At 64.3% G+C, this 22,418-nt stretch carries 22 protein-coding genes, 1 other RNA gene and 1 pseudogene; 9 read left to right on the top strand and 15 right to left on the bottom strand.

Features of this window, described 5'->3' with window-relative positions; genetic code table 11:
- Nucleotides 1-7: 7 nt before the first annotated feature.
- From EJ069_RS03805 to EJ069_RS03780, 6 genes are all read right to left on the bottom strand, one after another.
- Nucleotides 8-1,525, bottom strand: a complete 1,518-nt coding sequence (locus EJ069_RS03805) for a DegQ family serine endoprotease (RefSeq protein WP_126060151.1) — start codon at nucleotides 1,523-1,525, stop codon at nucleotides 8-10.
- A gap of 142 nt (nucleotides 1,526-1,667) precedes the next feature.
- On the bottom strand, nucleotides 1,668-1,856 hold the full coding sequence (locus tag EJ069_RS03800; RefSeq protein ID WP_126060150.1) for a DUF2065 family protein: 189 nt from the start codon (nucleotides 1,854-1,856) through the stop codon (nucleotides 1,668-1,670).
- A gap of 6 nt (nucleotides 1,857-1,862) precedes the next feature.
- The gene (locus tag EJ069_RS03795) at nucleotides 1,863-2,825 is read right to left on the bottom strand and encodes a protease modulator HflC (protein ID WP_126060149.1); all 963 of its coding nucleotides are present in this window, start codon (nucleotides 2,823-2,825) and stop codon (nucleotides 1,863-1,865) included.
- The gene (gene hflK, locus EJ069_RS03790; protein ID WP_126060148.1) at nucleotides 2,825-3,931 is read right to left on the bottom strand and encodes an FtsH protease activity modulator HflK; all 1,107 of its coding nucleotides are present in this window, start codon (nucleotides 3,929-3,931) and stop codon (nucleotides 2,825-2,827) included. Before hflK ends, EJ069_RS03795 begins: the two co-directional genes overlap by 1 nt.
- Before the next feature lie 247 nt (nucleotides 3,932-4,178).
- Complete coding sequence (locus tag EJ069_RS03785; RefSeq protein WP_126060147.1) at nucleotides 4,179-4,697, bottom strand: dihydrofolate reductase; 519 nt, start codon at nucleotides 4,695-4,697, stop codon at nucleotides 4,179-4,181.
- Nucleotides 4,697-5,713 carry a DUF4424 domain-containing protein gene (locus EJ069_RS03780; protein ID WP_126060146.1) on the bottom strand — a complete coding sequence of 339 codons (1,017 nt, stop codon included), beginning with the start codon at nucleotides 5,711-5,713 and terminating at the stop codon, nucleotides 4,697-4,699. Before EJ069_RS03780 ends, EJ069_RS03785 begins: the two co-directional genes overlap by 1 nt.
- A gap of 142 nt (nucleotides 5,714-5,855) precedes the next feature.
- Between EJ069_RS03780 and cobF the strand changes: the two genes are divergently transcribed.
- Complete coding sequence (cobF, locus tag EJ069_RS03775) at nucleotides 5,856-6,620, top strand: precorrin-6A synthase (deacetylating) (RefSeq protein WP_126060145.1); 765 nt, start codon at nucleotides 5,856-5,858, stop codon at nucleotides 6,618-6,620.
- A 96-nt stretch (nucleotides 6,621-6,716) separates the two neighbouring features.
- Here the strand turns inward: cobF and EJ069_RS03770 are convergent, their stop codons facing one another.
- The 4 genes from EJ069_RS03770 to modA form a co-directional block, all read right to left on the bottom strand.
- Nucleotides 6,717-7,058, bottom strand: coding sequence for a winged helix-turn-helix domain-containing protein (locus tag EJ069_RS03770; RefSeq protein WP_042644082.1), 342 nt, complete (start codon nucleotides 7,056-7,058; stop codon nucleotides 6,717-6,719).
- A gap of 84 nt (nucleotides 7,059-7,142) precedes the next feature.
- Nucleotides 7,143-8,255 carry a molybdenum ABC transporter ATP-binding protein gene (gene modC / locus EJ069_RS03765; protein ID WP_126060144.1) on the bottom strand — a complete coding sequence of 371 codons (1,113 nt, stop codon included), beginning with the start codon at nucleotides 8,253-8,255 and terminating at the stop codon, nucleotides 7,143-7,145.
- On the bottom strand, nucleotides 8,252-8,956 hold the full coding sequence (gene modB / locus EJ069_RS03760) for a molybdate ABC transporter permease subunit (protein WP_126060143.1): 705 nt from the start codon (nucleotides 8,954-8,956) through the stop codon (nucleotides 8,252-8,254). The genes modC and modB overlap by 4 nt, the downstream gene beginning before the upstream one ends.
- Before the next feature lie 22 nt (nucleotides 8,957-8,978).
- Nucleotides 8,979-9,773, bottom strand: coding sequence for a molybdate ABC transporter substrate-binding protein (modA, locus tag EJ069_RS03755; RefSeq protein ID WP_126060142.1), 795 nt, complete (start codon nucleotides 9,771-9,773; stop codon nucleotides 8,979-8,981).
- A 163-nt stretch (nucleotides 9,774-9,936) separates the two neighbouring features.
- Between modA and EJ069_RS33135 the strand changes: the two are divergent.
- Nucleotides 9,937-10,145 (top strand): annotated as a pseudogene (locus EJ069_RS33135) (molybdopterin-binding protein).
- A 5-nt stretch (nucleotides 10,146-10,150) separates the two neighbouring features.
- Here EJ069_RS33135 and EJ069_RS03745 read toward each other — a convergent pair.
- Both EJ069_RS03745 and EJ069_RS03740 read right to left on the bottom strand, forming a co-directional pair.
- Entirely contained in the window at nucleotides 10,151-10,945 is a 795-nt protein-coding gene (locus EJ069_RS03745) for a thymidylate synthase (RefSeq protein ID WP_126064619.1), read from the bottom strand.
- Nucleotides 10,946-11,085: 140 nt separating this feature from the next.
- On the bottom strand, nucleotides 11,086-11,397 hold the full coding sequence (locus tag EJ069_RS03740) for a DUF2853 family protein (protein WP_042644091.1): 312 nt from the start codon (nucleotides 11,395-11,397) through the stop codon (nucleotides 11,086-11,088).
- Between the two features lie 167 nt (nucleotides 11,398-11,564).
- Between EJ069_RS03740 and ssrA the strand changes: the two genes are divergently transcribed.
- Together ssrA and EJ069_RS03730 are read left to right on the top strand one after the other, a co-directional pair.
- Nucleotides 11,565-11,925: a transfer-messenger RNA gene (gene ssrA / locus EJ069_RS03735) on the top strand.
- 106 nt (nucleotides 11,926-12,031) lie between these two features.
- Complete coding sequence (locus tag EJ069_RS03730) at nucleotides 12,032-12,589, top strand: AAA family ATPase (RefSeq protein WP_126060141.1); 558 nt, start codon at nucleotides 12,032-12,034, stop codon at nucleotides 12,587-12,589.
- Nucleotides 12,590-12,634: 45 nt separating this feature from the next.
- Here the strand turns inward: EJ069_RS03730 and EJ069_RS03725 are convergent, their stop codons facing one another.
- A complete protein-coding gene (locus EJ069_RS03725) occupies nucleotides 12,635-13,840 on the bottom strand; it encodes a multidrug effflux MFS transporter (RefSeq protein ID WP_126060140.1) in 1,206 nt (401 codons plus the stop codon).
- Between the two features lie 207 nt (nucleotides 13,841-14,047).
- Here EJ069_RS03725 and EJ069_RS03720 point away from each other — a divergent pair, with 207 nt between their 5' ends.
- The 4 genes from EJ069_RS03720 (at nucleotide 14,048) to EJ069_RS03705 (ending at nucleotide 15,821) form a co-directional block, all read left to right on the top strand.
- Complete coding sequence (locus EJ069_RS03720; RefSeq protein ID WP_126060139.1) at nucleotides 14,048-14,731, top strand: TetR/AcrR family transcriptional regulator; 684 nt, start codon at nucleotides 14,048-14,050, stop codon at nucleotides 14,729-14,731.
- Between the two features lie 116 nt (nucleotides 14,732-14,847).
- A complete protein-coding gene (locus tag EJ069_RS03715) occupies nucleotides 14,848-15,378 on the top strand; it encodes an SspB family protein (protein ID WP_042644144.1) in 531 nt (176 codons plus the stop codon).
- Between the two features lie 9 nt (nucleotides 15,379-15,387).
- Nucleotides 15,388-15,585, top strand: a complete 198-nt coding sequence (locus EJ069_RS03710; RefSeq protein WP_126060138.1) for a DUF4169 family protein — start codon at nucleotides 15,388-15,390, stop codon at nucleotides 15,583-15,585.
- An 8-nt stretch (nucleotides 15,586-15,593) separates the two neighbouring features.
- Complete coding sequence (locus EJ069_RS03705) at nucleotides 15,594-15,821, top strand: ribbon-helix-helix domain-containing protein (protein WP_126060137.1); 228 nt, start codon at nucleotides 15,594-15,596, stop codon at nucleotides 15,819-15,821.
- A gap of 248 nt (nucleotides 15,822-16,069) precedes the next feature.
- On the opposite strand, the gene EJ069_RS03700 is transcribed toward EJ069_RS03705, so the two are convergent.
- The gene (locus tag EJ069_RS03700; protein WP_126059570.1) at nucleotides 16,070-16,996 is read right to left on the bottom strand and encodes a transposase; all 927 of its coding nucleotides are present in this window, start codon (nucleotides 16,994-16,996) and stop codon (nucleotides 16,070-16,072) included.
- 332 nt (nucleotides 16,997-17,328) lie between these two features.
- On the bottom strand, nucleotides 17,329-21,258 hold the full coding sequence (locus tag EJ069_RS03695; protein ID WP_126060135.1) for an AsmA family protein: 3,930 nt from the start codon (nucleotides 21,256-21,258) through the stop codon (nucleotides 17,329-17,331).
- Between the two features lie 187 nt (nucleotides 21,259-21,445).
- Between EJ069_RS03695 and EJ069_RS03690 the strand changes: the two genes are divergently transcribed.
- A complete protein-coding gene (locus EJ069_RS03690) occupies nucleotides 21,446-22,414 on the top strand; it encodes a Dyp-type peroxidase (protein WP_126060134.1) in 969 nt (322 codons plus the stop codon).
- The last annotated feature ends 4 nt before the right edge of the window (nucleotides 22,415-22,418 follow it).

Here is a 22,418-nt window from a genome sequence, read left to right as displayed (position 1 = left end):
TCCGGACTCAATCCATCCGGATCGTCACGAAACGCAGTTCCCCGGTCTTCGAGGCCAGCATCAGGAGCGCGTTCTTGCGGCCCTGCTCCTTCAGCGCTCCGATCCGGTCCATCACGTCCTTCGGCGTGCCGACCGATTCCTGCGCGATCTCGGTGATCACCTCGCCGGGCTGGATGCCGCGCTCCGCCGCGGGCGAATCCTTGGCGACATCGGTGACGACCACGCCGGACACGTCGGCGGCGATGCCGAATTTCTGCCGCGTCTGGTCGTTGAGCTCGCCGACCGTCATGCCGAGCACGGAGGCCGTCGACACCGGAGGCGTTGCCTTATCGCCACTGCCCTGATCGGTGCTGCCGTTCTCGCCGCTGGCCAGCTTCTCCCCGTCCTCGAGCCTGCCGAGCGTCACCTTGACCGTCTGCTCGACACCCTTGCGCACGATGACGACATCGACTGCCTTGCCGACCGGGCTTTCGGCCACGACGCGCGGCAGGTCGCGCATTTCATGGATATCCTTGCCGTCGAACTTGATGATGACGTCGCCGGCCTGGACCGTGCCATTATCGACCGGCCCGCCCTTGATGACGCCGGCCACCAGCGCACCCTTGGCGGTTGCCATGCCGAGGCTTTCGGCGATGTCGTCCGTCACCGGCTGGATGCGCACGCCAAGCCAGCCGCGCCGCGTCTCGCCATACTGGCGGAGCTGGTCGACGACGCCGGCGGCAAGCTGCGAGGGGATGGAGAAACCGATGCCGATGGAGCCGCCCGACGGCGAGATGATCGCCGTGTTGATGCCGATGACCTCGCCGGCGGCGTTGAACAGCGGACCGCCGGAATTGCCGCGGTTGATGGCGGCGTCGGTCTGGATGAAATCGTCATAGGGACCGGAATTGATGTCGCGGTTGCGCGCCGAGACGATGCCGACCGTCACCGTGCCGCCCAGGCCGAATGGATTGCCGATCGCCATCACCCAGTCGCCGACGCGCATCTTGGTGGAATCGCCGAATTTCACCGCCGTCAGCTTGTGGCCCTTGGGGTCGACCTTCAGCACCGCGACATCGGTCTTGGTGTCAGTGCCGACAAGCGTCGCCTTCAGCGTGATGCCGTCGGAGAAGTTGACCTCGATATCGTCGGCATCGGCGATGACATGGTTGTTGGTCACCACGATGCCCTGCTCGGCGTCGATGACGAAGCCGGAGCCGAGCGACTGCACTTTCTGCCCGCCGCCGCCCTTGTCGCCGCCGCGGTTCTTGAAGAAATCGTCGAAGAAATCCTGGAACGGCGAGCCCTCGGGCAGTTGCGGCATCGGCACCGCGCCCGGTCCTTCGGTGCCCTTCACCGTCTGCGAGGTCGAGATGTTGACCACCGCGCCGAGCAGGCGCTCGGCGAGATCGGCGACCGAAGGCGGTCCGTCGGCGGCGATCGTCGGCGTGACGAAGGACGGAACGGCAACAATGCCGACCGCGAATGCGGTGGCGCCGGCGAAGACCATACGCCGCGCCGCGCGCAACAGGGTGTCGGATATCATCATGGCCTCCCGGTTGTTCTGAAAAGGAAAGGCGCATCCGCAAAGGCGCCCGTCCGGTTCATGTTGGCAAAAAATACGGCACGTTTGCGGCTATAGCTATCGGCGCAAGATAAATCGTCAATCGCTTGGGCACCAAGGAATATCATAAGCCGCGGATCAGCCAGACGATGCCGACACCGACGGCGATAGCAACCAGCCCGCCGATCCGCAGCACATTTTCCGGCATTGACAGCACCTCGGCCGCGAGCTTCCGGGCCAAAGCCGGAAACCCTCCATAGACCAGCCCCTCGATCACCAGGACCAGGCCGATTGCTACCAGAAAATCCTGCACCGCCCGCTACTGGGCGGTGCCGGGTTGGGTCGCAGGCGCGGCAGGGGCCGTCGCGGGCGCGGCCGTTGGCGCGGAAGGTGCCGGGCCGGGCTTGCTGCCCGGATCGCGGAAGTAGCGGAAGAACTCGGATTCGGGCGAGAGCACCATCGTCGTTCCGGTGTTGTCCAGCGCCGTGCCATAGGCGTTCATCGAGCGATAGAAGTCGAAGAAGGCGGGATCGCGCTTATAGGCGTCCGCGAAGGTCGCGCTGCGCTGCGCCTCGCCCTCACCGCGCAGGATTTCCGATTCCTTCTGCGCCTCGGCAACGATTTCGACGACCTCGCGGTCGGCCCGCGCCCTGATGCGCTGCGCCGCCTCGTTGCCGCGCGCCCTCAGGCGCTCGGCCTCAGCCAGACGCTCGGCCTTCATGCGGTCATAGGTCTGCTGCGAAACCTCGGCCGTCAGGTCGGTCCGGCGGATGCGCACATCTTCGATGTCGAGGCCGAGCGAGGTCGCGTCGGGGCGCAGTTGATCGCGCACCTCGCGCATCATGTTGCCGCGCTCCTCGGAGAGCGCGGCCTCGAAATCGCGCAAGCCGTAGACGCGGCGCAGCGCCGCGTCCAGGCGTGTCCTCAGCCGGGCTTCGGCAAGTTCCACCTGGCCGGACACAGCCGCGCGGAACGTGCGCGGATCCGAGATGCGGTAAGCGATGAAGGCATCGACCTCGTAGAACTTGCCGCCCGAGACTTGCACGCGGATGTTGTCGAGGTCGAAGCGCATCACGCGCTTCTCGACCATCTGCACGCTGTCGGCATCGAAGAAGGCGAACGGCGCCTTGAAGTAGATGCCGGGCTCGTTCTTGACGTCGATGATCTCGCCGAACCGCAGCACGATCGCCTGCTGGCCGGCATTGACCACGAACACCGAGGAATAGAGCAGGAACAGGAGGACAGCCGCGATGACGGCGATGATGGGAAGACGGTTGGCCATCACTGGTTACCTCCCGTCGTGGCGCCCAGGGGGGCCGGCGGTGCTTTCGGCTGCAAAGCCGGCAGCGGCAAATAAGGCAGCACGCCCTGACCGTTGCCCGGCTCGACGACGACCTTGTTCGAGTCCTTCAGGATCCTCTCCATGGTTTCGAGATAAAGGCGCTTGCGCGTGACGTCGGGCGCCTTGGCGTATTCGTTGTAGACGGAGATGAAGCGCTGCGCCTCGCCTTCCGCCTCCTGCACGACCCGGTTCTTGTAGGCGGCTGCGTCTTCCCGGATCTGCGCCGCCTGACCGCGTGCCTGGCCGAGCTTCTGGTTGGAATATTGGTTGGCTTGCTCGACGAACTTGTCCTCGTCCTGCTCGGCGCGCTGCACTTCATCGAATGCGTCGGCCACCTCGCGCGGGGGTGCTGCGTCCTCGATCGAGACCGCGTTGACCTGGAGACCGGTCTTGTAGCCGTCGAGCGTGCCCTGGATGATCTCGCGCACCGCGGTTGCAATGCCCTGGCGATCGTCGCGGAAAATATCCTGGGCCGGGCGCCGGCCGACAACTTCGCGCATCGCGCTCTCGGCGACCTGCGCCAGCATGCCGTCGGGATCGGAGACGTCGAACAGGTAGGCTTTGGGATCCGAGACCTGATAGGCGACCGAGAACTGAACGTTGACGATGTTCTGGTCGCCGGAAAGCATCAGCCCGGAGCCGCTGCTCGCGCCGCCGCCGATGCTGACCAGTTGCTCGGAGATCTTGGCCGTCTCGACCGTTTCGATCGGCCACCAGTGGAAATGCAGGCCCGGCTGCGAAAGCTCGGTCTTGGGCTGGCCGAACCGCAACTCGACGGCGACCTCGTCGGGCTGCACGGTATAGATCGCTTTGAAGGCCCACAACGCGACGAGCGCCAGAGCGATGAGCCCGAGCACCGCCGGGCTGGCGCCGCCGCCGCCCGGAAGCGCGCGTCGCAGCCTGTCCTGGCCACGGCGGATGATGTCCTCGAGATCGGGCGGGGAACCCTGCGGTCCGCTTGGCCCTTTCGGTCCCTGCCCCCAGGGTCCCTGATTGCCGCCGCCGCCCCATGGGCCGCCGCCGCCGCTCTTGTCGTTCCAGGGCATGAATGTCCTTTCGCTTCGGTTCCCTCAGGCCTTGCGGCGCAATCCTAACGCAAGACCCAGAAAACCCATATCGGTTTTCGAAAAGGAATCATGCGCCAAAATCAAAGTATTACGGCGACCTCTTGTGCGTCCGGTTGGACGCGAGCCACCGCAACACCGTTCTTCTATAGGGACGCGTCGATCTGCTTTCAACGCGATGGGCCATCGTCCCCATGCGATTTGGATCGGTAGCGACCCTTTGTCGTCATCAACGGTCGTCGCGCCGGCGCTGGTAAACCGTGTAACGCGTGGCGTGGCTGTCTTTCTCGCCGGCGGGGAAATCCTCGGCGCTGACGACCTGCCAGATGCCTGGGTCGATCGGCGGAAAATGCGCGTCGCCATCGACGCTGGCCAGCACATGCGTCACATGCAGCCGGTCGGCAAGTGGCAAGGCCTGAGCATAGATCTCGCCGCCACCGACCACGCAGATCTCCTCCGCTCCCGCCATGCAGCGGCCGCGCACCCTGGCCAGCGCGATCGCGTCGCCCAGCGAGTGGGCCACTTCGATGCCTTCGGCGCGCCAGGCCTTGTCGCGCGTCACCACGATGTTGAGCCGGCCGGGCAGCGGCCGGCCGATGCCCTCATAGGTCTTGCGGCCCATGATGATCGGCTTGCCCATCGTATCGGCCTTGAAGCGCTTGAGATCGGTGGAAAGCCGCCACGGCAGGCCGCCCTCGCGGCCGATCACGCCGGTTTCGGCGATGGCGACATAGATTGCGATATCCATCAGCCGCCGTTCCCGCCATTGTCGGACGGCTCGAGCAGCAGGATGTCGATGTCGCGCTCGGGATAAAAATCTTTCGCGGTGATCTCGAATGTCGTCGGTCCGACCTTTTTGACATTGTCGCCGCAGAAGGAGACGAGGTTTTTGGGGCTGCCCTTGTCGATCGTCAGCTTGAAATTGCCGATGGTGCCGGAGGCCCAGTTCCCCCCCGTGGTGAGGATGTAGGCGATCCGGCTCTCGTAATATTTCGGGTAGCCGTCCGGATTCGCCTTGGCCGCCTTGCGCACCACGTTCTCGAACGTCTGATCCATGCAGTAGCGGGTCTTGTAAGTATCGTATTGCGGGCTCTGGAACTGGCCTTCGGAGAAGAAGCTGACCGAGGAGGTGCCGCCGACGCTTGGTTTGTAGCGGTGCGAGACATGGACCTCCTTGTTGGCCGGGAAGGTCGAGCGCCACCAATAGGTCGAGCGCAATTGCCAGAAGGGGACATAGGCGGTCTGCATGCCCGAACCGTCATCGGCAGTATCCTCGATGATGATGCCGCGGTCTTCCCAGTCCTTGGTGACATCCTTGGGCAGTTTCGCCAGCGCCGCCTTGGCGGCATCGCCGAACGGATAGAGCGGCACGTTCTGCGCTTTGAGGTCGGCAGTGATGTCGATGCCGAGCGCAAACGCCCTCTGCTCGAGCTGAGGCTTCGCGTCGACGCCGTCGATCGTCACCTCGAAGCCGAGGAAATTGTCGCTCTGCGCCTCCGGGAGCGCCGGCATCTCGTTGGGATCGCCCTCGATGTCGGGCATCGGGAACGCCACGATGGAGCTGACATCCTTGTCGGTGTTGTTGCGGAAGACATAGTTGACCGTCACCTTCTCCGGCGAGATGAAGAGGTCCTCGCTTTGCATGGCGACGGCATCGCTGCGCGACAGGATCAGCCCGCCGGTGCCGAGCTCGGCGACGGAATCATTGGCGAAGGCCGGAGCGGCCATGGTCGCCAGCGCCGCGGTCAGTATGGTGCGTAACATCGACCCCTCCTCTGTGCCGCTATACCGGGACCAGCCGGATGCGCATTTCCATCTACCCGTTTCAAGATAGCGTTTCAAAGCCCTTCGTCACCGTTTGCCGGTACTTCTGGACACCGCGCCGCCGATCAGGCAGGAGATCGCCATGCGCAAGCTTCTCGTCATCGGCATCGGCGCCGGTAATCCCGATCACATGACGGTCCAAGCCATCGACGGCCTGAACCGCGCCGACGTGCTGTTCATCCCCGACAAGGGGGCGAAGAAGAACGATCTCGCCGATCTGCGCCGGCAGATCTGCGACCGCTTCGTCACCAACCCGAAATCGCGCCGGGTCGAATTCGAGGTGCCGGTCCGGGCGGAGCCGACATCGTCTTACCGGACAACCGTCGACGACTGGCACGAGGCGATCGCCGAAATCTACGAGACCCTGATCCGCCACGAGCTTGCCGAAGACGGTTGCGGCGCCTTCCTGATCTGGGGCGACCCGTCGCTTTATGACAGCGCGCTGCGCATCCTCGAGCGCGTCCGGCTGAGGGGCAACGTGAGTTTCGATCTCGAAGTCATCCCCGGCATCACCGCGATCCAGGCGCTGGCCGCAGCCCACGCGACCGCGCTCAACCGCATCGGCGATTCGATCCTGGTGACCACCGGCCGCCGGCTGATCGAAGAAGGCCTGCCGGCCAATGCCGGCTCGACCATAGTCATGCTCGACGGCAAATGCGCCTTCAACACGCTGGCCGACATGGATGTCTTCATCCAGTGGGGCGCCTATCTCGGCACGCCGGATGAAATCGTCATCTCCGGACGCCTGGGCGATGTCGGCGCCGAGATCGAGAAGGTCCGCGAGGAAGCCCGGCGCAAAAAGGGCTGGATAATGGACACGTATCTGCTGAGGAAATCAGGGGAGTAAGTGAGTAGGGCAGTAAGGCAATAGGGCGCGCGCGCACATCCCATGCGCAAGCACCCCGGGACGTCACACTCTACTGCCCTACTGCCCTACTGCCCTTCATCCGGCATCGATCTCCGCCTGCAGCGCCTGCATATGGACGGCGGCGGCCGATGAAGCGGCCCGCTCTATGGCCCGGAAACGGCTGACGACCGCCAGACCTACCGATGTCAATTGCGCGCCGCCGCCCTTCTTGCCGCCGGTCTGCGCCGCGACCAGCGGCTTGCCGAACACGCGGTTCATGTCCTCGACCAGATCCCATGCATGCTTGTAGGACATCTCCATGCCGCGCGCCGCGGCCGAGATCGATCCGAAGGCGGCGATCTGCTCCAAAAGCTCAATCTTGCCGGGGCCGATCCGGCCGTCGGGGTCGAGATTTATCCGCAGGCTCAACGATGGCATGCCCTGTCCTCCGCGATCATGCCGAGACTACCCTCTCCGCCGCCAGATCGCTATTCCAAATCAACATAGCGATTTGGCCCTTCGTCAACCATCCGCCTCAACCGGCAGGCCCGCCCCGGTCGTTGCGCTGTCGAAGCTCACCGTCTTGATCACCGCGAAGACCTGCTGGCCGAGCGCCAGACGAAGGGTGTGTTTGGATTGTTCGGTGATCCGCGCCAGCACGATCGCGCCATTGCATTCGATGGCGATTTCCACGGTCGGCCCGATGCCGGGCCTGACGGCGGTGATCGTTCCCGCCAGAATGTTGAGCGCGCTGAGACCTCCCGGCCGCTCGGTCGCTATCATGACGTCGCGGGCGCGGATACGAATGCGCACCGGAGCGCCCGCTGCCATCGCCAGTTTCGGGACCCGGATTTCGCCGGCCGGTGAGGTCAGCACCGTCATGCCGAATGCCTCGTCGTGGCGCAGAACCTTGGTGTCGAGCACCGCCCCTCCCTCGCCGCGCTCTTCCGCCGGCAACAGGTCGAGCCGCTGCATGATCGCCTCGGTCGGGCCTGAGGCCGCGACCTTGCCTTGCGAAAGCACGACGACGTCGCTCGCCAGCCGCGCCACCTCGGCGACGGAATGGCTGACATAGACGATCGGAATCTTCGTTTCGTCGCGCAGCCGCTCGATATAGGGCAGGATCTCGGCCTTGCGCGCCTCGTCGAGCGAGGCGAGCGGCTCGTCCATCAGAAGCAGTTTCGGGCTGGCAAGCAGGGCACGGCCGATCGCGACACGCTGCTTTTCGCCGCCCGACAGTTTCGCCGGCCGCCGGTCGAGGAGATGACCGATGCCGAGCAGCTCGACCACCGCATCCATCTTGGCGTAGCGCTCGGAAGCCGGCGTGAACCAGCGGCCATAGCGCAGATTGCCGGCGACGCTCATATGCGGGAATAGCCGCGCATCCTGGAACACCATGCCGATCCGCCGCCTGTGCATCGGCACGAAGATCCGCGCTTCGGTGTCGACCAGCACCCGCCCGTCGACGGCAATGTGGCCCTTGTCCGGGCGGATCAGCCCCGCGATCAGGTTGATCAGCGTCGACTTGCCCGAGCCGGAAGGCCCGAACAGCGCCGTCAGCCGCCCGGCGCTGTCGAAACGCGCTTCCACGGCGAAGTCGCCCAGGCGATGGCGGATGTCGACCGAGAGCGTCATTCGATGTCCATCCGCCAGCCGACGCGCCGCGCCAGCACCTCCGAGGCGACGAGCGCGACCATCGAGATGACGATCGAGATCAGCGTCAGCCTGAGCGCGCCCTCGTCGCCGCCGGGCACCTGTGTGAAGGTGTAGATCGCTGAGGGCAAAGTCTGCGTCTCATTGGGGATGTTGGAGACGAAGGTGATGGTGGCGCCGAATTCGCCCATCGCCTTGGCGAAGGAAAGAATGGCGCCGGCAATCAGGCCGGGCAGGATCAGCGGCAGCGTGATGGTGGAGAACACCCAGAGCGGATTGGCGCCGAGGGTGCCGGCCGCCGCCTCGATTCTGCGGTCGACGGCCTCGATCGACAGCCGGATCGCCCGCACCATCAGCGGAAAGCCCATGACGCCGCAGGCCAGCGCCGCGCCGGTCCAGCGGAACGAAAAGACGATGCCGAAATGCTCGGCCAGAAAGGCGCCGGCCGGCCCGCGCCGGCCGAAGGTGAGCAGGAGCAGATAGCCCGTCACCACCGGCGGCAGGATCAGCGGCAGATGCACCAGCCCGTTGAGCAGGGTCTTGCCCCAGAAACGCCCTCGCGCCAGCAGCAGCGCAAGCAGGATGCCGGGCGGCAGGCTGGCGATCATCGCCACCGTCGCCACCTTGATCGACAGCCGGACCGCATTCCATTCGTCGGGAGTGAGGTCCAGCAGCCAGTTCATGTCAGCGTTTGGGCGATCTCTCTTAGTTGCTCGGCGCGAGCACCGTGAAACCCTGCTCCTTGAAGAGTTCGGCGGCTTTCGCCGATTCGACGCATTTCAGGAAGGCAGCCGTATCCTTGTCCTTCGAATCCGCGATCTGGGCAATCGGGTAGATGATCGGCGGATGCGAATCTTCCGGGAAGATGCCGACGACCTTGACGCCCTTCTCCGCATGCGCGTCGGTGGCGTAGACGATGCCCAGCGCCGCCTCGCCCGTCGACACCAGCTTCAAGGCTGCACGCACATTCTCGGCCTGCGCGACCTTGCCCTCGACGGACGACCAGACGCCCAGAGATTCCAGCGCCGCCTTGCCGTATTTGCCGGCCGGCACGGCTTTGAAATCGCCCATCGCAAGCTTGCCGTCGCCGATCAGCTTGGCAAGGTCGAAGCCTTTCTCGACCTTGGTCTCGACCGTGGAATCCTTCGGCGCCACCAGCACGATCTGGTTGCCAAGCAGCTTCACCTCGGTGTCCGGCTTGGTCAGCTTCTTGTCCGAGAGATACTTCATCCAGTCGAGGTCGGCCGACACGAACACGTCCGCCGGCGCGCCGCCTTCGATCTGCTTGGCCAGCGCCGAGCTCGCCGCGTAGGAAATGGTGGCGGCTTCTCCGACTTCCGGCTCGCAGGCCTTGTTGACGGCGTCGAGCGCGTCCTTGAGGCTCGCCGCGGCGAACACGACTACCTTGTCGTCGGCATGAGCCGCCGGCACCGCCGCCATCAGCATTGCCGTGAAACCTCCAATAGCGATCGCCTTCAACCCGAAACCCGTGCCCGTCATGAAGTCTCTCCCTGGTATCAAAATCCGTACGGCTCGAAGCCTCAGACCGATATATCCGGATGAACATAACAAGGAAAGGCTTTTCGCCTGTCGTGGCATTGTGTGGGCCGCCATGGTTCCGGTCTACGATAAATCGGAAACAGCGCTGCTCAAGGAGAGACGCATGAAGATCAGCGCCCGCAATATCCTGAAGGGTAAGGTCACCGAGATCGTCAGGGAGCGACCACCTCGCATGTCAGGATCGACATCAGCGGCGGGCGTGATCTTCACCACATCGACCACCAACGAGGCGGTCGCGACCTTGCCCTCGAGAAGGGCAAGCAGGCCTATGCGGTGGTCAAGGCCTCGGACGTCATGGTCGGCATCGACTGATCGAGTTAAACGGCGATCGGCGCCTTGATATTCGCGTCCGCGAAATAATTCTCGAGGCGGAAATCCTCGAAGCGGAAGGCGAACAGGTCCTTCACCTCCGGATTGATCCACATCGTCGGCAGAGCCTTCGGCGTGCGCCGCATCTGCTCGCGCGCCTGCTCGAAATGGTTCGAATAAAGATGCGCGTCGCCCAGCGTGTGGACGAAGTCGCCCGGCTTCAGCCCGGTCACCTGCGCCACCATCATGGTGAGCAGGGCATAGGAAGCGATGTTGAACGGCACGCCGAGGAAGATGTCGGCCGAGCGCTGGTAAAGCTGGCAGGAGAGCCTGCCTTCCGAGACATAGAACTGGAACAGGCAGTGGCAGGGCGGCAGCGCCATCGCCTCGACTTCAGCCGGATTCCAGGCCGAGACGATCAGCCGGCGCGAGTTGGGATTCCGGCGTATTTCCTTCAAAAGGCCCGCAATCTGGTCGATCTCGCCGCCATGGCCATCGGGCCAGGAGCGCCACTGCTTGCCATAGACCGGTCCGAGATCGCCGTTCTCGTCGGCCCATTCGTCCCAAATGGTGACGCCGTTGTCGTTGAGATATTTGATGTTGGTGTCGCCGGCCAGGAACCACAGAAGCTCGTGGATGATCGACTTCAGATGCAGCTTCTTGGTGGTCGTGACCGGAAAGCCGCGCGAAAGATCGAAGCGCATCTGGTAGCCGAACACCGAGCGCGTGCCGGTTCCGGTGCGGTCGCCACGGTCGCTGCCGTTCTCCAGCACATGCTTCAACAGGTCGAGATATTGGCGCATCGGCTCCGCCTCGATTCGGGTTACAGCCAATCATACCCGACCGACAGCCGGTCGAACACCGCAAAGCGGCTGCGGATGCGGGGCGCACCCAAAAGCCCACGGTGCCGGCACGGTTTCGTGCCGGCTGCTGTGGCCAGGACTCAGAGAGAGCCGAGTTTGCCGAGATCCTTGGCAACCAGGTAGTAGAAGGTCACGCGGCTCTTGGTGTTGTCTGCCTGCATCGCCTTGCAGGTCTTCTCGATCGAGGCATTCGCCTTAGCGGCATCGGCGATGCCGAGCTTCTTGCCGATCCAATTCTCGCGAACGCGATCGAGTTCCTTCGGGTCGGTGCAGGACACCAGCGAGGAATCGCGGTTCCTGAGCGCAATGCCCAGGTGCTTGACGATCTTATCGACCGCGTCGGCGCTGGCGCCGGCATCGTATTTCTTCACATCCGCAAGATAGTCGGCCATCGAACTTCCCCTCGTCGGCGCCACGGATCCGGTCGATGAGGGTTGTGGCGCGCCGCGCAACCTTTGCGCTAGGTCAGAGACTCCTCACCGGGAGCGAGATTTGATTGAGTGGGCGCGCAAGTCAACCCTTGGCTGCACAGTTTGACATTACGGATAACCGCCGGTTTGGCCTTTATTTTTCCCTCATCGCTCCCTATATTCGCTTCGTCGGCTTGACCGACTATGGCAATAAACAGGCGATGAAATAAGCCGTTCGGACCCGGGGGCGGTACCCGGCGCCTCCACCAAAAACCGCTCTGGCTGACGGAGCGGTTTTTGCTGGGGGCGAAATAGGATCGACGAAGGTGTAAAGATCGTACTTTTGCCCGGCATTGTACCACCGTCATCGGGCTAAACTTATAGTTGCCAACGACAACTATGCGGAAGCTCGTCTCGCTGCTTAATGCGGCGCGAACGCTTCAAATCAAGTCCTAGCGGTTCGCACTTCTAGGCGGGGTTCGGAGGTACCTGGCAACAGAAACCTCCACCTTCCCTTTTTTCCCTTTTTGCTTCTTCCCATCAATCGAACGGCCAAGGCTTGTCCGGCGCTTTGATGCGCGGCACGGCCTTGCCGCTCATCCTCCATGGACAGGCCATGCAAAACGATTCCGACCGATTCTTCGTGCTGACTGGTGGCCCGGGCTCGGGCAAGACGACGCTGATCGAAGCGTTGCAGGCCAAGGGTTTCGCGACGGCCCCCGAAGCCGGGCGCGGCATCATCCGCGACCAGATGGCCATCGGCGGCCCTGCCCTCCCCTGGCAGGACCGAGGGCTCTTTGCCGAGCTGATGCTGTCGTGGGAATTGCGCTCCTGGCACGCCGCGCCTGCTGAAGCCGGCCCGGTTTTCTTCGACCGCGGCGTGGCCGATACGATCGGCTATCTCAGGCTCTGCGGCCTGCCGGTGCCCGACCACGTCACAAGCGCGGCTGAAAAATTCCGCTACGCGCGCCGCGTCTTCGTCGCGCCGCCCTGGCCGGAGATTTTCAGCCAGGACGAGGAGCGCAAGCAGACGCTGGACGAGGCCGAGCGCACATACCGCTCGGTGACCGGCGTCTATGCGGAACTCGGCTACGAACTGGTGCCTTTACCTCTTGCCTCGGTCGAAGAGCGGGTGCGCTTCGTCATCGATCGAGCGGATTTGCGACGGATATGAAAAAGGCCGGGCGAGCCGGCCTTCTTGGTGTTGTTTCGAGGCGCCCTACTCCGCCGGCGCCTCGACCGCTTCGCGCGCGCGGCCGAGTGTCAGCTTGGCCAGCGTGAACGAGATCACGGCGCAAAGCGTGATGCCGGCCACCATCGGCAGCGGCGTGCCGTCGAAGAAGATGCCGGCGACGCCCATGGCCAGCGCGCCGATGGCGAAATGTAGCGTGCCCATCAGCGCCGAGGCCGTGCCGGCGATCTCGCCATGCTCTTCCATCGCCAGCACCGAGGTGGTCGGAATGACGAGGCCGAGGAAGCCGTAGCCGACGAAGAGCAGCGCCGCCATCACGTCGAGCCGGTCGACACCTGAGGCCATGATGGCGAACAGCGCCACCATCACCGTGGCATAGCCGGTGACCGCCACCCAGACGACGCGCTTCAACCCGAAGCGGTCGGCGAGCATCCCGGTCAGCTGCGACATGCCGATGAAGGCGACCGCGTTGATCGAGAAGAACACGCTGTAGACCGACGGCGACAGGCCATAATGGTCGATCAGGATGAAGGACGAGCTCGACAGATAGACGAAGAAGCTCGCAATGCCGAAGCCGGCGATCGCCACAAGGCCCAGGAAGTTGCGGTCGCCCATCAGGTAGCGGTAGCCGGCAAGCGCCGTGCCGAAGGACGAGCCGGCGCGCTCCTCGACCGGCCGCGTCTCTTTGAGCGAGGTGGCAAGCAGGATGGTGGCCAGGGCAGCCGCGCCCGTGACGGTCCAGAACACGGCACGCCAGCCGAAGGTTTCGATGATCTGGCTGCCGGTCAGCGGCGCCAGAATCGGCGATACCGAGAACACCAGCATCAGAAGCGACATCAGCTTGGCGGCCTCGTTGCCGGTGTGCAGATCGCGCACGATGGCGCGCGGCACCGCCATGCCCGCGCTGGCGCCCAGGCCCTGCAGGAAGCGGAAGGCGATCAGCCACTCGATATTCGGCGCCATGGCCGAGCCGACGCCGCCGACCATGAACAGAGCGAGTCCGGCATAAAGCGGCGCCTTGCGGCCGACCATGTCGGAGATCGGCCCGACGACGATCTGGCCGAAGCCCATCGACAGGAAGAAGATCAGAAGGCTCATCTGCACGGCGGCGGTGCCGGCATGCAGGTCCTGGCCGATCGAAGGCAGCGCGGGAAGATACATATCGATCGCAAACGGGCCGATCGCAGACAACAAGCCGAGCACGACCGCGATGCGGAGGAATTTGGGACTCATGATAAAGGCTCTTTTCGGATCTGGTTGCCGCCGGAATACCGGCGTCTGAACCCAGGACGTTCCATCCCGCGGGGAATCCTACAATCAGAGTGAATCATTCGCCCTATCAGGCGAACGTATTCGTCTCTCCAGCGGGATTTCCCTTTGTTGTGTCCACAAATTTAGACAGGCTTGTCCAATTCGTCAATCACCGCTATATAGATTTTCATGAAGCACGGCGTTTCTCCTGACACTTTCCCGCCACGCAGCCATGAGGCCAAGCGCGTGTCGGTGGTGGATGCGGCCGCTTCCGTCTTCTGCCGCGAAGGCTATGCCGGCGCCAATATCGACCTGATCGCGGCCGAGGCCGGGGTCTCGCGCCAGACCGTCTACAACCACCACGGCGACAAGGAAAACCTCTTCGTCGCCGTCGTGCGCGACCTGACAGATCGCTGCAATGCCGGCATCTTCGCCACCATCGCCAGCTTCCCCGACCAGCCCACCGACCTCGAGGCCGACCTGATCGCCTTCGCGGTGCGTATGAACCGCAATTGCATCTGCAACCGCGATGGCCGTTTCCTGCGCAAGCTGATCCAGGCCGAAGGCGGGCGTTATCCGGAACTGTTTGCCGAATGGCGCGAACACGGCCCTGGCCGCACCTGGTCGGCGCTTGCCGCCCGTTTCGCCCGGCTTGCCTTCGCCGGGCATCTTTCGATCGGCGACCCCGACGTCGCGGCGCGTCAGTTCCTCGCCCTCGTCAACGCCGAGCTTCAGACCACGTTCATGCTGGGCGGCACGCCAACCGAGGGAGAAGTGCTGCGCTCCGCCACCAACGGCGTGCGGACCTTCCTCAGCGCCTTTGCCAGGAAGAAGTCGCCAGCCGGCAAACAGGCCGCGCTCGCCCACGCCTGAGCGATCAAATCGCTGGCGCCCCTCTTGGCCTCACCGCTTTGCGCCTATATGCGGTTTACGCCGCGCTCAAGCTTGATTACAGCTATGCGGACGATTCAACGGAACCCGACCATCACATGGCCGACGACCACATCCGCTACGACATTCTGGCCCAGGAGGCACTGCGCGGCGTCATGCGCAAGGTCCTGGCCGAGGTCGCGCGCACCGGCCTTCCGGGCAATCATCATTTCTTCATCACCTTCCTGACCGGCGCGCCGGGGGTGCGCATCTCGTCGCGGTTGCGCGAGCGCTATCCGGAGCAAATGACCATCGTCATCCAGTTCCAGTATTGGGATCTCAAGGTGACGGATGCCGGCTTCGAGGTCGGGCTTTCCTTCTCCGACGTTCCGGAAAAGCTCGAGATCCCCTTCTCTGCCGTGCGCGGCTTCTACGATCCGTCGGTCAATTTCGAGCTCGAATTCGACGTCAAGACGGAGAGCGTGGAAGACGAGGCCGCCGCTCCGGCGCCTGAACCGATCGCCGTCGTTCCCGAGAAGAAGCCGGAAACCAAGAAGAAGGCCGCCGAGAGCGAAAAGAAGCCGGCGGTCGCCGAGACCGGCGGCAAAGGCGCCGACGTCGTCTCGCTCGACGCCTTCCGCAAGAAGTAGTCCGGCGCCATGGGCGAGGTCATCAATCTCCGCCAGGCCCGCAAGCACAAAGCGCGCACAGAGAAGGAACGTCAGGCGAGCGAGAACCGGGCGTTGCACGGCCGCTCGAAGGCGGAGCGCGAGCGCGACCGGCTGACATCGGAGAAGGCCGAGACATTCATGGCCGGCCATCGCCGGGATAAGCCCGACGACCCCGGCAAGCGCTGAGTCCTGCAATGGCCGCGGTCGAAAAACGCTCGGTAACGATTCGCGGTCACCGCACCAGCTTTTCGCTGGAGCAGCCCTTCTACGACGACCTCGTCACCATCGCCGCGCAGCGTTCGCTGTCGCTCGCGGCCCTGGTCGCCGAGATCGACGAGACGCGCACCCGCGATGCCAACCTGTCGTCGGCGCTGAGGCTCTATGTGCTGGCCTGGGCGAAACGCGGCGGCGGCACCATATAGCCCCGCTATCTCCGACGCTTTGGTGCGCCAAGCGTTGAGAGCGCCATAAGTCGAGACATGACGACGAAAACGCAACCGCCGGAGATTGGTTGAAGCCGCGCCCCAACCTCGTCATTCTATGGCGGAGCAAGGAGCGAAGCGACGCGGCGCAGACCATAGAATCCATGCCGTGACTTGGAAGCGTTGCTGCGGTGCAGAATTTTGCTCTGTTGCACGCCTTGGCGAAGGTAACGGCATGGCAACTGTGTTCATGCGAAGGCGATTTTGTCGCGCATGATGGCATTGAGGACGACCAAGAGCTTCCTTGCGACGGCGATGATAGCCAGTTTCTTGGAGCCTGAGCGGGCAGCAAGTGCGGTGTAGAAGGTCTTGAAGCGCTCACAGGTTCTGATGGCGGTGAGGGCAGCCATATAGAGGGCGCGGCGCACGCGTGATCGCCCGCCCTGGATATGGCTCCTGCGGTTGAGCTTGCCGCTCTTGTTGTCGAACGGGGCAAGGCCGGCCAGTGCCGCGATCGCCTTGGGTGAGCGCTGGCCGAGCTCGGGCAGGAGCGCCAGCAGCGAGAGCGCGCCGACCTTGGAGACACCGGGCACGGAGACCATCAGCGCATGGTCGCGAGCGGTGTCCTGGTTTTGACGAATGACTTCGGCAATCTGGCTCTCGAACGCCTTGATGCGCGTGTCAAGGAAGGAGATCGTCTCTTCCAGATCGGCAATGACGATCTCATCGAAGGCCTCGGCGAGGTGCTTCTTCAGCGCTGCCCGCATCTCGACCAGGTGGTCGCGGTGGCCGGCAAGCGATTGAAGCCGCTCAACTTCTTCGCGCGGCGCCGGCTCGGCTTCAGGGTTATAGCGACGGCCATAGTCGCTCAGCATCCTGGCATCGAGAGGATCGGTCTTGGCGCGCCGGCGCGTCGACTTCGAATAGTGGTGGGTGTGTGCCGGGTTGTGCCGCGAGAACGGCACGCCGGCCTTGGCCAGCGCATGACGCAGCAGCCGGTCATGCACGCCTGTCGCCTCCATGACGACGAAGTCCCGACTGGGATCAAGACCCGCCACATAAGCCGCGATCGCATCGGCCTGGTTGTCGATGCGCCGAAGACGGCCGCTTGTCTCATCAAAAAAGTCGAGCCACTGCTTGGAGATGTCGCAGCCGACATAGTTCTGGGCTATCATGTCCACGCCTCTTCCTGTGGTGCGAGGTCTGCTTGTAACAGCCCCGTGCAACTGTTCAGGTTGATGGTTCACCGGTGGGAAGGGACCGGGCCATGCCACGGCCTGTCCGAAAGGACGACCAGGATCCACTCGGTCTCCTTCCCACTTCGAACCATACACCAGAACCAACACACAGGATTCCAGGGTCTTCGCGACGGAGCTTCGCTCCTGCTTCGCCCCTGGAATGACGATCGCGATGGGCGTTTTGGCCAATCTCCAACGCATGCCACCTGCCAATGCAAACAGAGCCGACCGGTCTGGGGACCAGCTCCGCCGCGCCTGCGGCGAAAAGCTCAACCGCCGTCGAGCGACTTCAACAGATTGTCGATCGTGAACGGATTGGCCTTCGGCTTGGCCGGCGGCGGACTCGAACCGTCATTGACGCCGGGGAGTGACTGGTCCGCCTTTGGCGCCTGCTGAGCCGCCTTGCGAGCTGCTTCCAGCTTCGCCTGCTCCGCCTTCTTGCGATCGGCCTCTGCCTGCGCCTTGGCCGCCTCGTCCGCGGCCCGCCGCTCGGCCTCGGCCTTCGCCTGTTGCTCGGCCCTCGCCTTGGCGTCCGCTTCGGCCTGAGCCTTGGCGTCGGCTTCCGCCTTCGCCCTCGCCTCTTCGTCGGCCTTGGCTTTTGCCTCGGCTTCCGCCTGTGCCTGCGCTTCCGCTTCGGCTTTCGCCCTGGCCTCCGCCTCGGCCTTCTGCCGCGCTTCTTCCTCTTGCCGGCGCAATTCCTCGGCCGCCCTGTCGCGCTCCGTCTGCAGCGCCGCGTAATAGCGCACCTCGCGCCTTAGCCGCTGCTTCTCCAGCAGCGCCGCCTGCATCGCCTCGACCCGCTGCTGCTCCTTCTCCAGCGCGCGCTGCGTCAGGAATTGCGCCAGCGGACCGCTGTCGAATTGGGGCGCAGCGCCGCCGAGCGGGCCGGCCAGGCTGAAATTGACGGCAGGCTCCGAGCCGACCAAAGCCTCGTCGCCGGGACGATAGGTCAATGTCCCCTTTGCGGTGACGGTGCTGGTGTTGAGATCGGCGGTCACATCGGCGGACAAGCTCGCGCCGGGACTGCCGAGGCTGATCGGCGGCGCCCGCAGCGTCCCGTTGGCGACGGTGAAGGCCACGTCCGTGTCGCCGGCGGCAAAGCTCCCCTCGCCTGCGATCTGCGGCGCGAACTCGGCCGTCTTGGCCGCGTCGATATCGCGTCCGATCGCATCGGCCTTGGCGATGATGGCGGCAAACCCGTCCGGATTGATGCCGTCCACCTTCAATCCCTTCAGGGCCGCGGTGCCGGATCCGGACAGAGCGGTGATCATGGCGTCGACCGATTTGCCGCTGGTCGAAAGCGCCGCCGAAAGATCGCCGCTGCCGCCGATACCGGCATCGGGGAGAACCGCTGAAAGATCGCCGCCAGCCAGCCGCATTTGGCCGGAGAACAGGCCGGTGCCTTCGGTGTTCTTCAGGTCGAACAGGCCGGTCAGATCGCCGCCATAGAGCTTCGCCTTGAGATCGGAGACGTGGATGCCTTCGCGATCGAGCTTCAGCGAGAAGGAGGCGTCATGCGCCGTCGCGAAGGGCCCCACGGCCAGCGCCGACGTGTCGAGATCGAGGTCCGCGTTGAACGGCAGCGTCGACTTCTGGCTGAATGGCGTCGTCGGCCATCCGCCCTTGGCGGACGCGAAGGACTGGTCGCCGAACAGCGAGACTGCCAGCGGATCGAGGTCGAGCTCATCGAGCGCCAGCGCCCCGGCAAGATGCGGCAGCCCATCCTTGGCGTCGATGTTGATGTCCCCGGACACCGCCGCCTTGTTGATTGAGCCGGTGAGGCCGCTCAGCACCAGGAGCCCGTTGCCGAAATCGGCATCGGCCGCCAGCGACGTCGACGTGCCCGTTCCCATGCCGGGCAGGCCTACCCCTGTGGTCATCAGCCACGGCTCGATATCGGCAGCTTCAAGATTGACCTTGCCCTTGGCTGTAGGGCCTTGCGCCGTATCGGCGACCGTTCCGTCGAAGCTCGCCCTGAAGTCGTCGGCGGTCAGATTGAAGCTGGTCGCGAGACCGCCGGCGATAGAACCCTTCGCCGAGACGTCGGTGTTGGCGTGGCCGAGCATGCCGAGCGGCAGCGCCGGCAGGCCGTAAAGCGCCAGCAGCGTCGTGGCATTGTCGTTGCGGGCGTTGAAGGTGATCGACACCGGAGCCTCGGTGAGCTTGTCTGCGCTTCCCTTGCCGGAAAGCGAAGCCGAGAAAGCCGAGCCGCCGGCATTGCCCTGGGCCGAGAGCGCCAGCCCCGAGGTGCCGTCGCCATTTTCGGCGGCGCTGGTCAAGAGATCGATGCGCGCATCCTGGAACAGTTCGGGATAGGCCGCCGCGCGGCTTGCCAGGCCTTTGAGCACGGCATTGTCGGGATAATGCTCGGCCGCGACATCTATCAGCGGCTTGAGGTCCACAGCAACGATGGAGGCGTTGAGCTTGCCGGTCGGGCTCTGCGGAAAATCCTTGACCCGGCCCGTGGCGCTGATCGAGGCGCCGGCCAGGCCGCCGATCGACAGCCGGTCGATCTCGAGCAGGCCCTCTCGCAGCCGCAGCGCGGTGTCGACGGTGTCGGCGCTGAGCCCGCCGGCGCTGACCGGCCCTGCCTTGATCTGGAAATCGAGATCGCGGTCCGAAAAGCGGTTGGCACCCTTGTCGCTGATGAAGATCGAAGCGAAGGCCGCGAGCCCATCAAGGTCCATCTCGCCGCCCGTCAGCCGCATCAGCACGGAAGGCCTGGCGCCGTCCGGCTGGCTGGAATCGATTCTGCCGGAAAATTTCGCCTTGCCGAGGATGAGTTCGAGATCACTGAAGGACTGCCGGTTCTCGCTGAGGTCGACCTTGGCCTTGAAGCCTGCAGCGGGCAGCCGGCGGATCGCCTCGTCAACATCCTTCGACAGCCAGGCGGCAAAGCCGGAAGGCTGCCCGACCGCGAGCAGCAACGAGCCGGTGAAGCCGAAATGGTCTTCGACGCTCAACATGCCGTCGGCTTCGAGCGTCGTGCGGCCCGGCAGCGTCGCGGCTAGCGACTTGACCGACCAGCCGCCTTCGACCGGCTCGGCCGACAGCCGCACGTCGCGCACCGTCGTGTCGCCCGCCACCACCGCCGGCAGCCTGACATCGAGCGTGCCCGGTATCGTCGGCTTCGGCATGTGCTGCAGTGTCTGCTCGAATGCAGCGATGCGCTGGTCGAGGGTGAAACCTGACCCGGCGGCTCCGCCGACGGCCTCGTCGAACTGCACCTGCGCCCCGCTGGCCTCGACCGCAAAATGCGGCTTCAGGCCAAGATCGACAGAGGCCTTGCCGTCGGCGGTGTAGGGGTTGTCGAGTGGCCCGGTCTCGAAACGGAACTCGTCGACATTGAGCTTCTGGTGGTCGAGCGCGAACTTGCCGTTCAGCCGGAAGCCCGGGTCAGGCTTTCCGGTGCTGATCTTGACCGGTTCGCCATCATTACCGCGCAGCTCGGCCGAGTTCTTGTCCGCGCCTGAAATCTTGAACTGTCCGGAATAGACCGTGGCGCCCTTGACGATGCCGGCATTGCCGTCGGTCTCGATAATCAGCGGATAGGCAGCGGGATCGGCTTTCAGCCTGAGCCGCATCTGGCCGTCGGCCTCGACCTTGCCAGTCGAGGCCGAGACGTCCGTGCGCAGGCCGTCGAAGCGCAGCGTTCCGTCCATGCGCCATGGGCCGGTAAGCGCCTTGGCCGAAATGGTCGAGTTGATTTCCGAGATCAGATGGCTGCGTCCGCCGGCGGCATGGCGCAACTCGATCTGCCCCTCGGTCACCGACAGCTTCTCGATGGCGATCTGGCCGGGGTTGAAGGGCGTCGACGGCCGCAGCGTCCAGTCGACGGTGCCGTCGCCGGCCACATTGATGATGGCTTTCGGATGCACCAGCCGCATGTCGAAGATCAGCACCTCGCCGCGCAGGAAGGGTGCCAACTCCGCATCCATGGAGAAGGTCTCCACCGTCATCGCCGGCTGGCCTTCAGGCCCGCCGGCGACCTCGACATTTGAGAAGGTCACCGAGGGAAACGGCAACAGCCGTGCCGTCGCGTCGCCCTTCACCGTCACCTTGCGGCCGAGTATGGCGCTCGCCTCCCGCTCGAAATCGCCCCGGTAACCCGTCCAGTCGATGAAATACGGCACCACCAGCGCCGCGCACAGCACCAGCACGAACAGGCCACCGAAGATCACGAACAGGCGGGCGAGCATCTGTTTCCCGGGTTGAAAGTCAGCCGCACTCTACCTGCATCCGCGTGTCCATAAAGAGGCAATTCAACGTGCGGCAGCCGCCAATGTCTCCAGTTGCGCGACCGCTCGTCGTCGGGATATCTCTTTTGCGAATCCCTGCCCATCCGGCCACGTCCTTGGCCGCCATACCCAACACGGAGCGTCCCCGATGTCAGGCAAGAACTGGGATAGAGTGCCCATCGACGCGCAGAGCGTCGACGCTCCGCTGTCGACAGCCGCGATTTTCCTCGTCGTCACGATCGGCAGCGACCAGGCCGCGCTTTCGACCGCCGCCTCGGTGCTCAGCGAGCTCGACGATCTGGTCAAGAATGTCGGCTTCCGCGACCTGTCGGGCCGGCTGTCCTGCATCGCCGGCATCGGCGCCGGGCTCTGGAACCGTCTGTCGCCCAACCGCCGGCCGCGCGAGCTGAAACCGTTCGCGCCGATCGAGGGCGCGGCCCATTCGGCGCCCTCGACGCCGGGCGATCTCCTGTTCCACATCCGTGCAGAGCGGCCGGACATGTGCTTCGAGCTCGAGCGCATCCTGCTGGACGCCCTTGGCGGCAGCGTGACCGTCGTCGACGAGGTGTCCGGCTTTCGCTATTTCGATGCGCGCGACCTGCTCGGCTTTGTCGACGGCACCGCGAATCCGACCGGCCTCGACCTGCCCGCCTCCGCCTTGGTCGGCGACGAGGACGGCGACTTTGCCGGCGGCAGCTACGTCGTCGTGCAGAAATACCTGCACAACATGGCGGCCTGGAAAGAGACGCCGACCCATGTCCAGGAAGAGATCATCGGCCGCACCAAGATCGACAACATCGAGATCGATGACGACGACAAGCCGCGCAAGTCGCACAAGTCGCTGGCCACGATCGAGGACGACGCCGGCAATGAATACGACATCTTGCGCGACAACATGCCGTTCGGCCGTCCCGGACAGAACGAGTTCGGCACCTATTTCATCGGCTACACGCGCTATCTGTGGGTGATCGAAAAAATGCTGCAGCGCATGTATGTCGGCGAGCCGCCTGGCAGCTACGACCGGTTGCTCGACTTCTCCACCCCGCACACCGGCACGACCTTCTTCGCGCCGACGCGGCCGATGCTGCAGAAGCTTGTCGAGGGCGCGGCGGAATAGATCG

Origin of the sequence: Mesorhizobium sp. M2A.F.Ca.ET.043.05.1.1 (genome assembly GCF_003952445.1) — a bacterium.
Taxonomy (GTDB): Bacteria; Pseudomonadota; Alphaproteobacteria; order Rhizobiales; family Rhizobiaceae; genus Mesorhizobium.
The sequence above is the reverse complement of the archived record's forward strand: the minus strand, read 5'-3'. Positions and strand labels throughout refer to the sequence as shown.

Coding starts and splice junctions, on each gene's coding strand:
- EJ069_RS03710 (WP_126060138.1), top strand. CDS start 15,388: ATGGGCGAGGTCATCAATCTCCGCCAGGCCCGCAAGCACAAAGCGCGC.
- EJ069_RS03725 (WP_126060140.1), bottom strand. CDS start 13,840: ATGAGTCCCAAATTCCTCCGCATCGCGGTCGTGCTCGGCTTGTTGTCT.
- EJ069_RS03785 (WP_126060147.1), bottom strand. CDS start 4,697: ATGGATATCGCAATCTATGTCGCCATCGCCGAAACCGGCGTGATCGGC.
- EJ069_RS03730 (WP_126060141.1), top strand. CDS start 12,032: ATGCAAAACGATTCCGACCGATTCTTCGTGCTGACTGGTGGCCCGGGC.
- EJ069_RS03705 (WP_126060137.1), top strand. CDS start 15,594: ATGGCCGCGGTCGAAAAACGCTCGGTAACGATTCGCGGTCACCGCACC.
- EJ069_RS03780 (WP_126060146.1), bottom strand. CDS start 5,713: ATGTTACGCACCATACTGACCGCGGCGCTGGCGACCATGGCCGCTCCG.
- EJ069_RS03720 (WP_126060139.1), top strand. CDS start 14,048: ATGAAGCACGGCGTTTCTCCTGACACTTTCCCGCCACGCAGCCATGAG.
- cobF (WP_126060145.1), top strand. CDS start 5,856: ATGCGCAAGCTTCTCGTCATCGGCATCGGCGCCGGTAATCCCGATCAC.
- EJ069_RS03770 (WP_042644082.1), bottom strand. CDS start 7,058: ATGCCATCGTTGAGCCTGCGGATAAATCTCGACCCCGACGGCCGGATC.
- EJ069_RS03700 (WP_126059570.1), bottom strand. CDS start 16,996: ATGATAGCCCAGAACTATGTCGGCTGCGACATCTCCAAGCAGTGGCTC.
- EJ069_RS03795 (WP_126060149.1), bottom strand. CDS start 2,825: ATGGCCAACCGTCTTCCCATCATCGCCGTCATCGCGGCTGTCCTCCTG.
- modC (WP_126060144.1), bottom strand. CDS start 8,255: ATGACGCTCTCGGTCGACATCCGCCATCGCCTGGGCGACTTCGCCGTG.
- EJ069_RS03715 (WP_042644144.1), top strand. CDS start 14,848: ATGGCCGACGACCACATCCGCTACGACATTCTGGCCCAGGAGGCACTG.
- EJ069_RS03740 (WP_042644091.1), bottom strand. CDS start 11,397: ATGGCCGACTATCTTGCGGATGTGAAGAAATACGATGCCGGCGCCAGC.
- modB (WP_126060143.1), bottom strand. CDS start 8,956: ATGAACTGGCTGCTGGACCTCACTCCCGACGAATGGAATGCGGTCCGG.
- EJ069_RS03805 (WP_126060151.1), bottom strand. CDS start 1,525: ATGATATCCGACACCCTGTTGCGCGCGGCGCGGCGTATGGTCTTCGCC.
- EJ069_RS03695 (WP_126060135.1), bottom strand. CDS start 21,258: ATGCTCGCCCGCCTGTTCGTGATCTTCGGTGGCCTGTTCGTGCTGGTG.
- modA (WP_126060142.1), bottom strand. CDS start 9,773: ATGACGGGCACGGGTTTCGGGTTGAAGGCGATCGCTATTGGAGGTTTC.
- hflK (WP_126060148.1), bottom strand. CDS start 3,931: ATGCCCTGGAACGACAAGAGCGGCGGCGGCGGCCCATGGGGCGGCGGC.
- EJ069_RS03745 (WP_126064619.1), bottom strand. CDS start 10,945: ATGCGCCAATATCTCGACCTGTTGAAGCATGTGCTGGAGAACGGCAGC.
- EJ069_RS03690 (WP_126060134.1), top strand. CDS start 21,446: ATGTCAGGCAAGAACTGGGATAGAGTGCCCATCGACGCGCAGAGCGTC.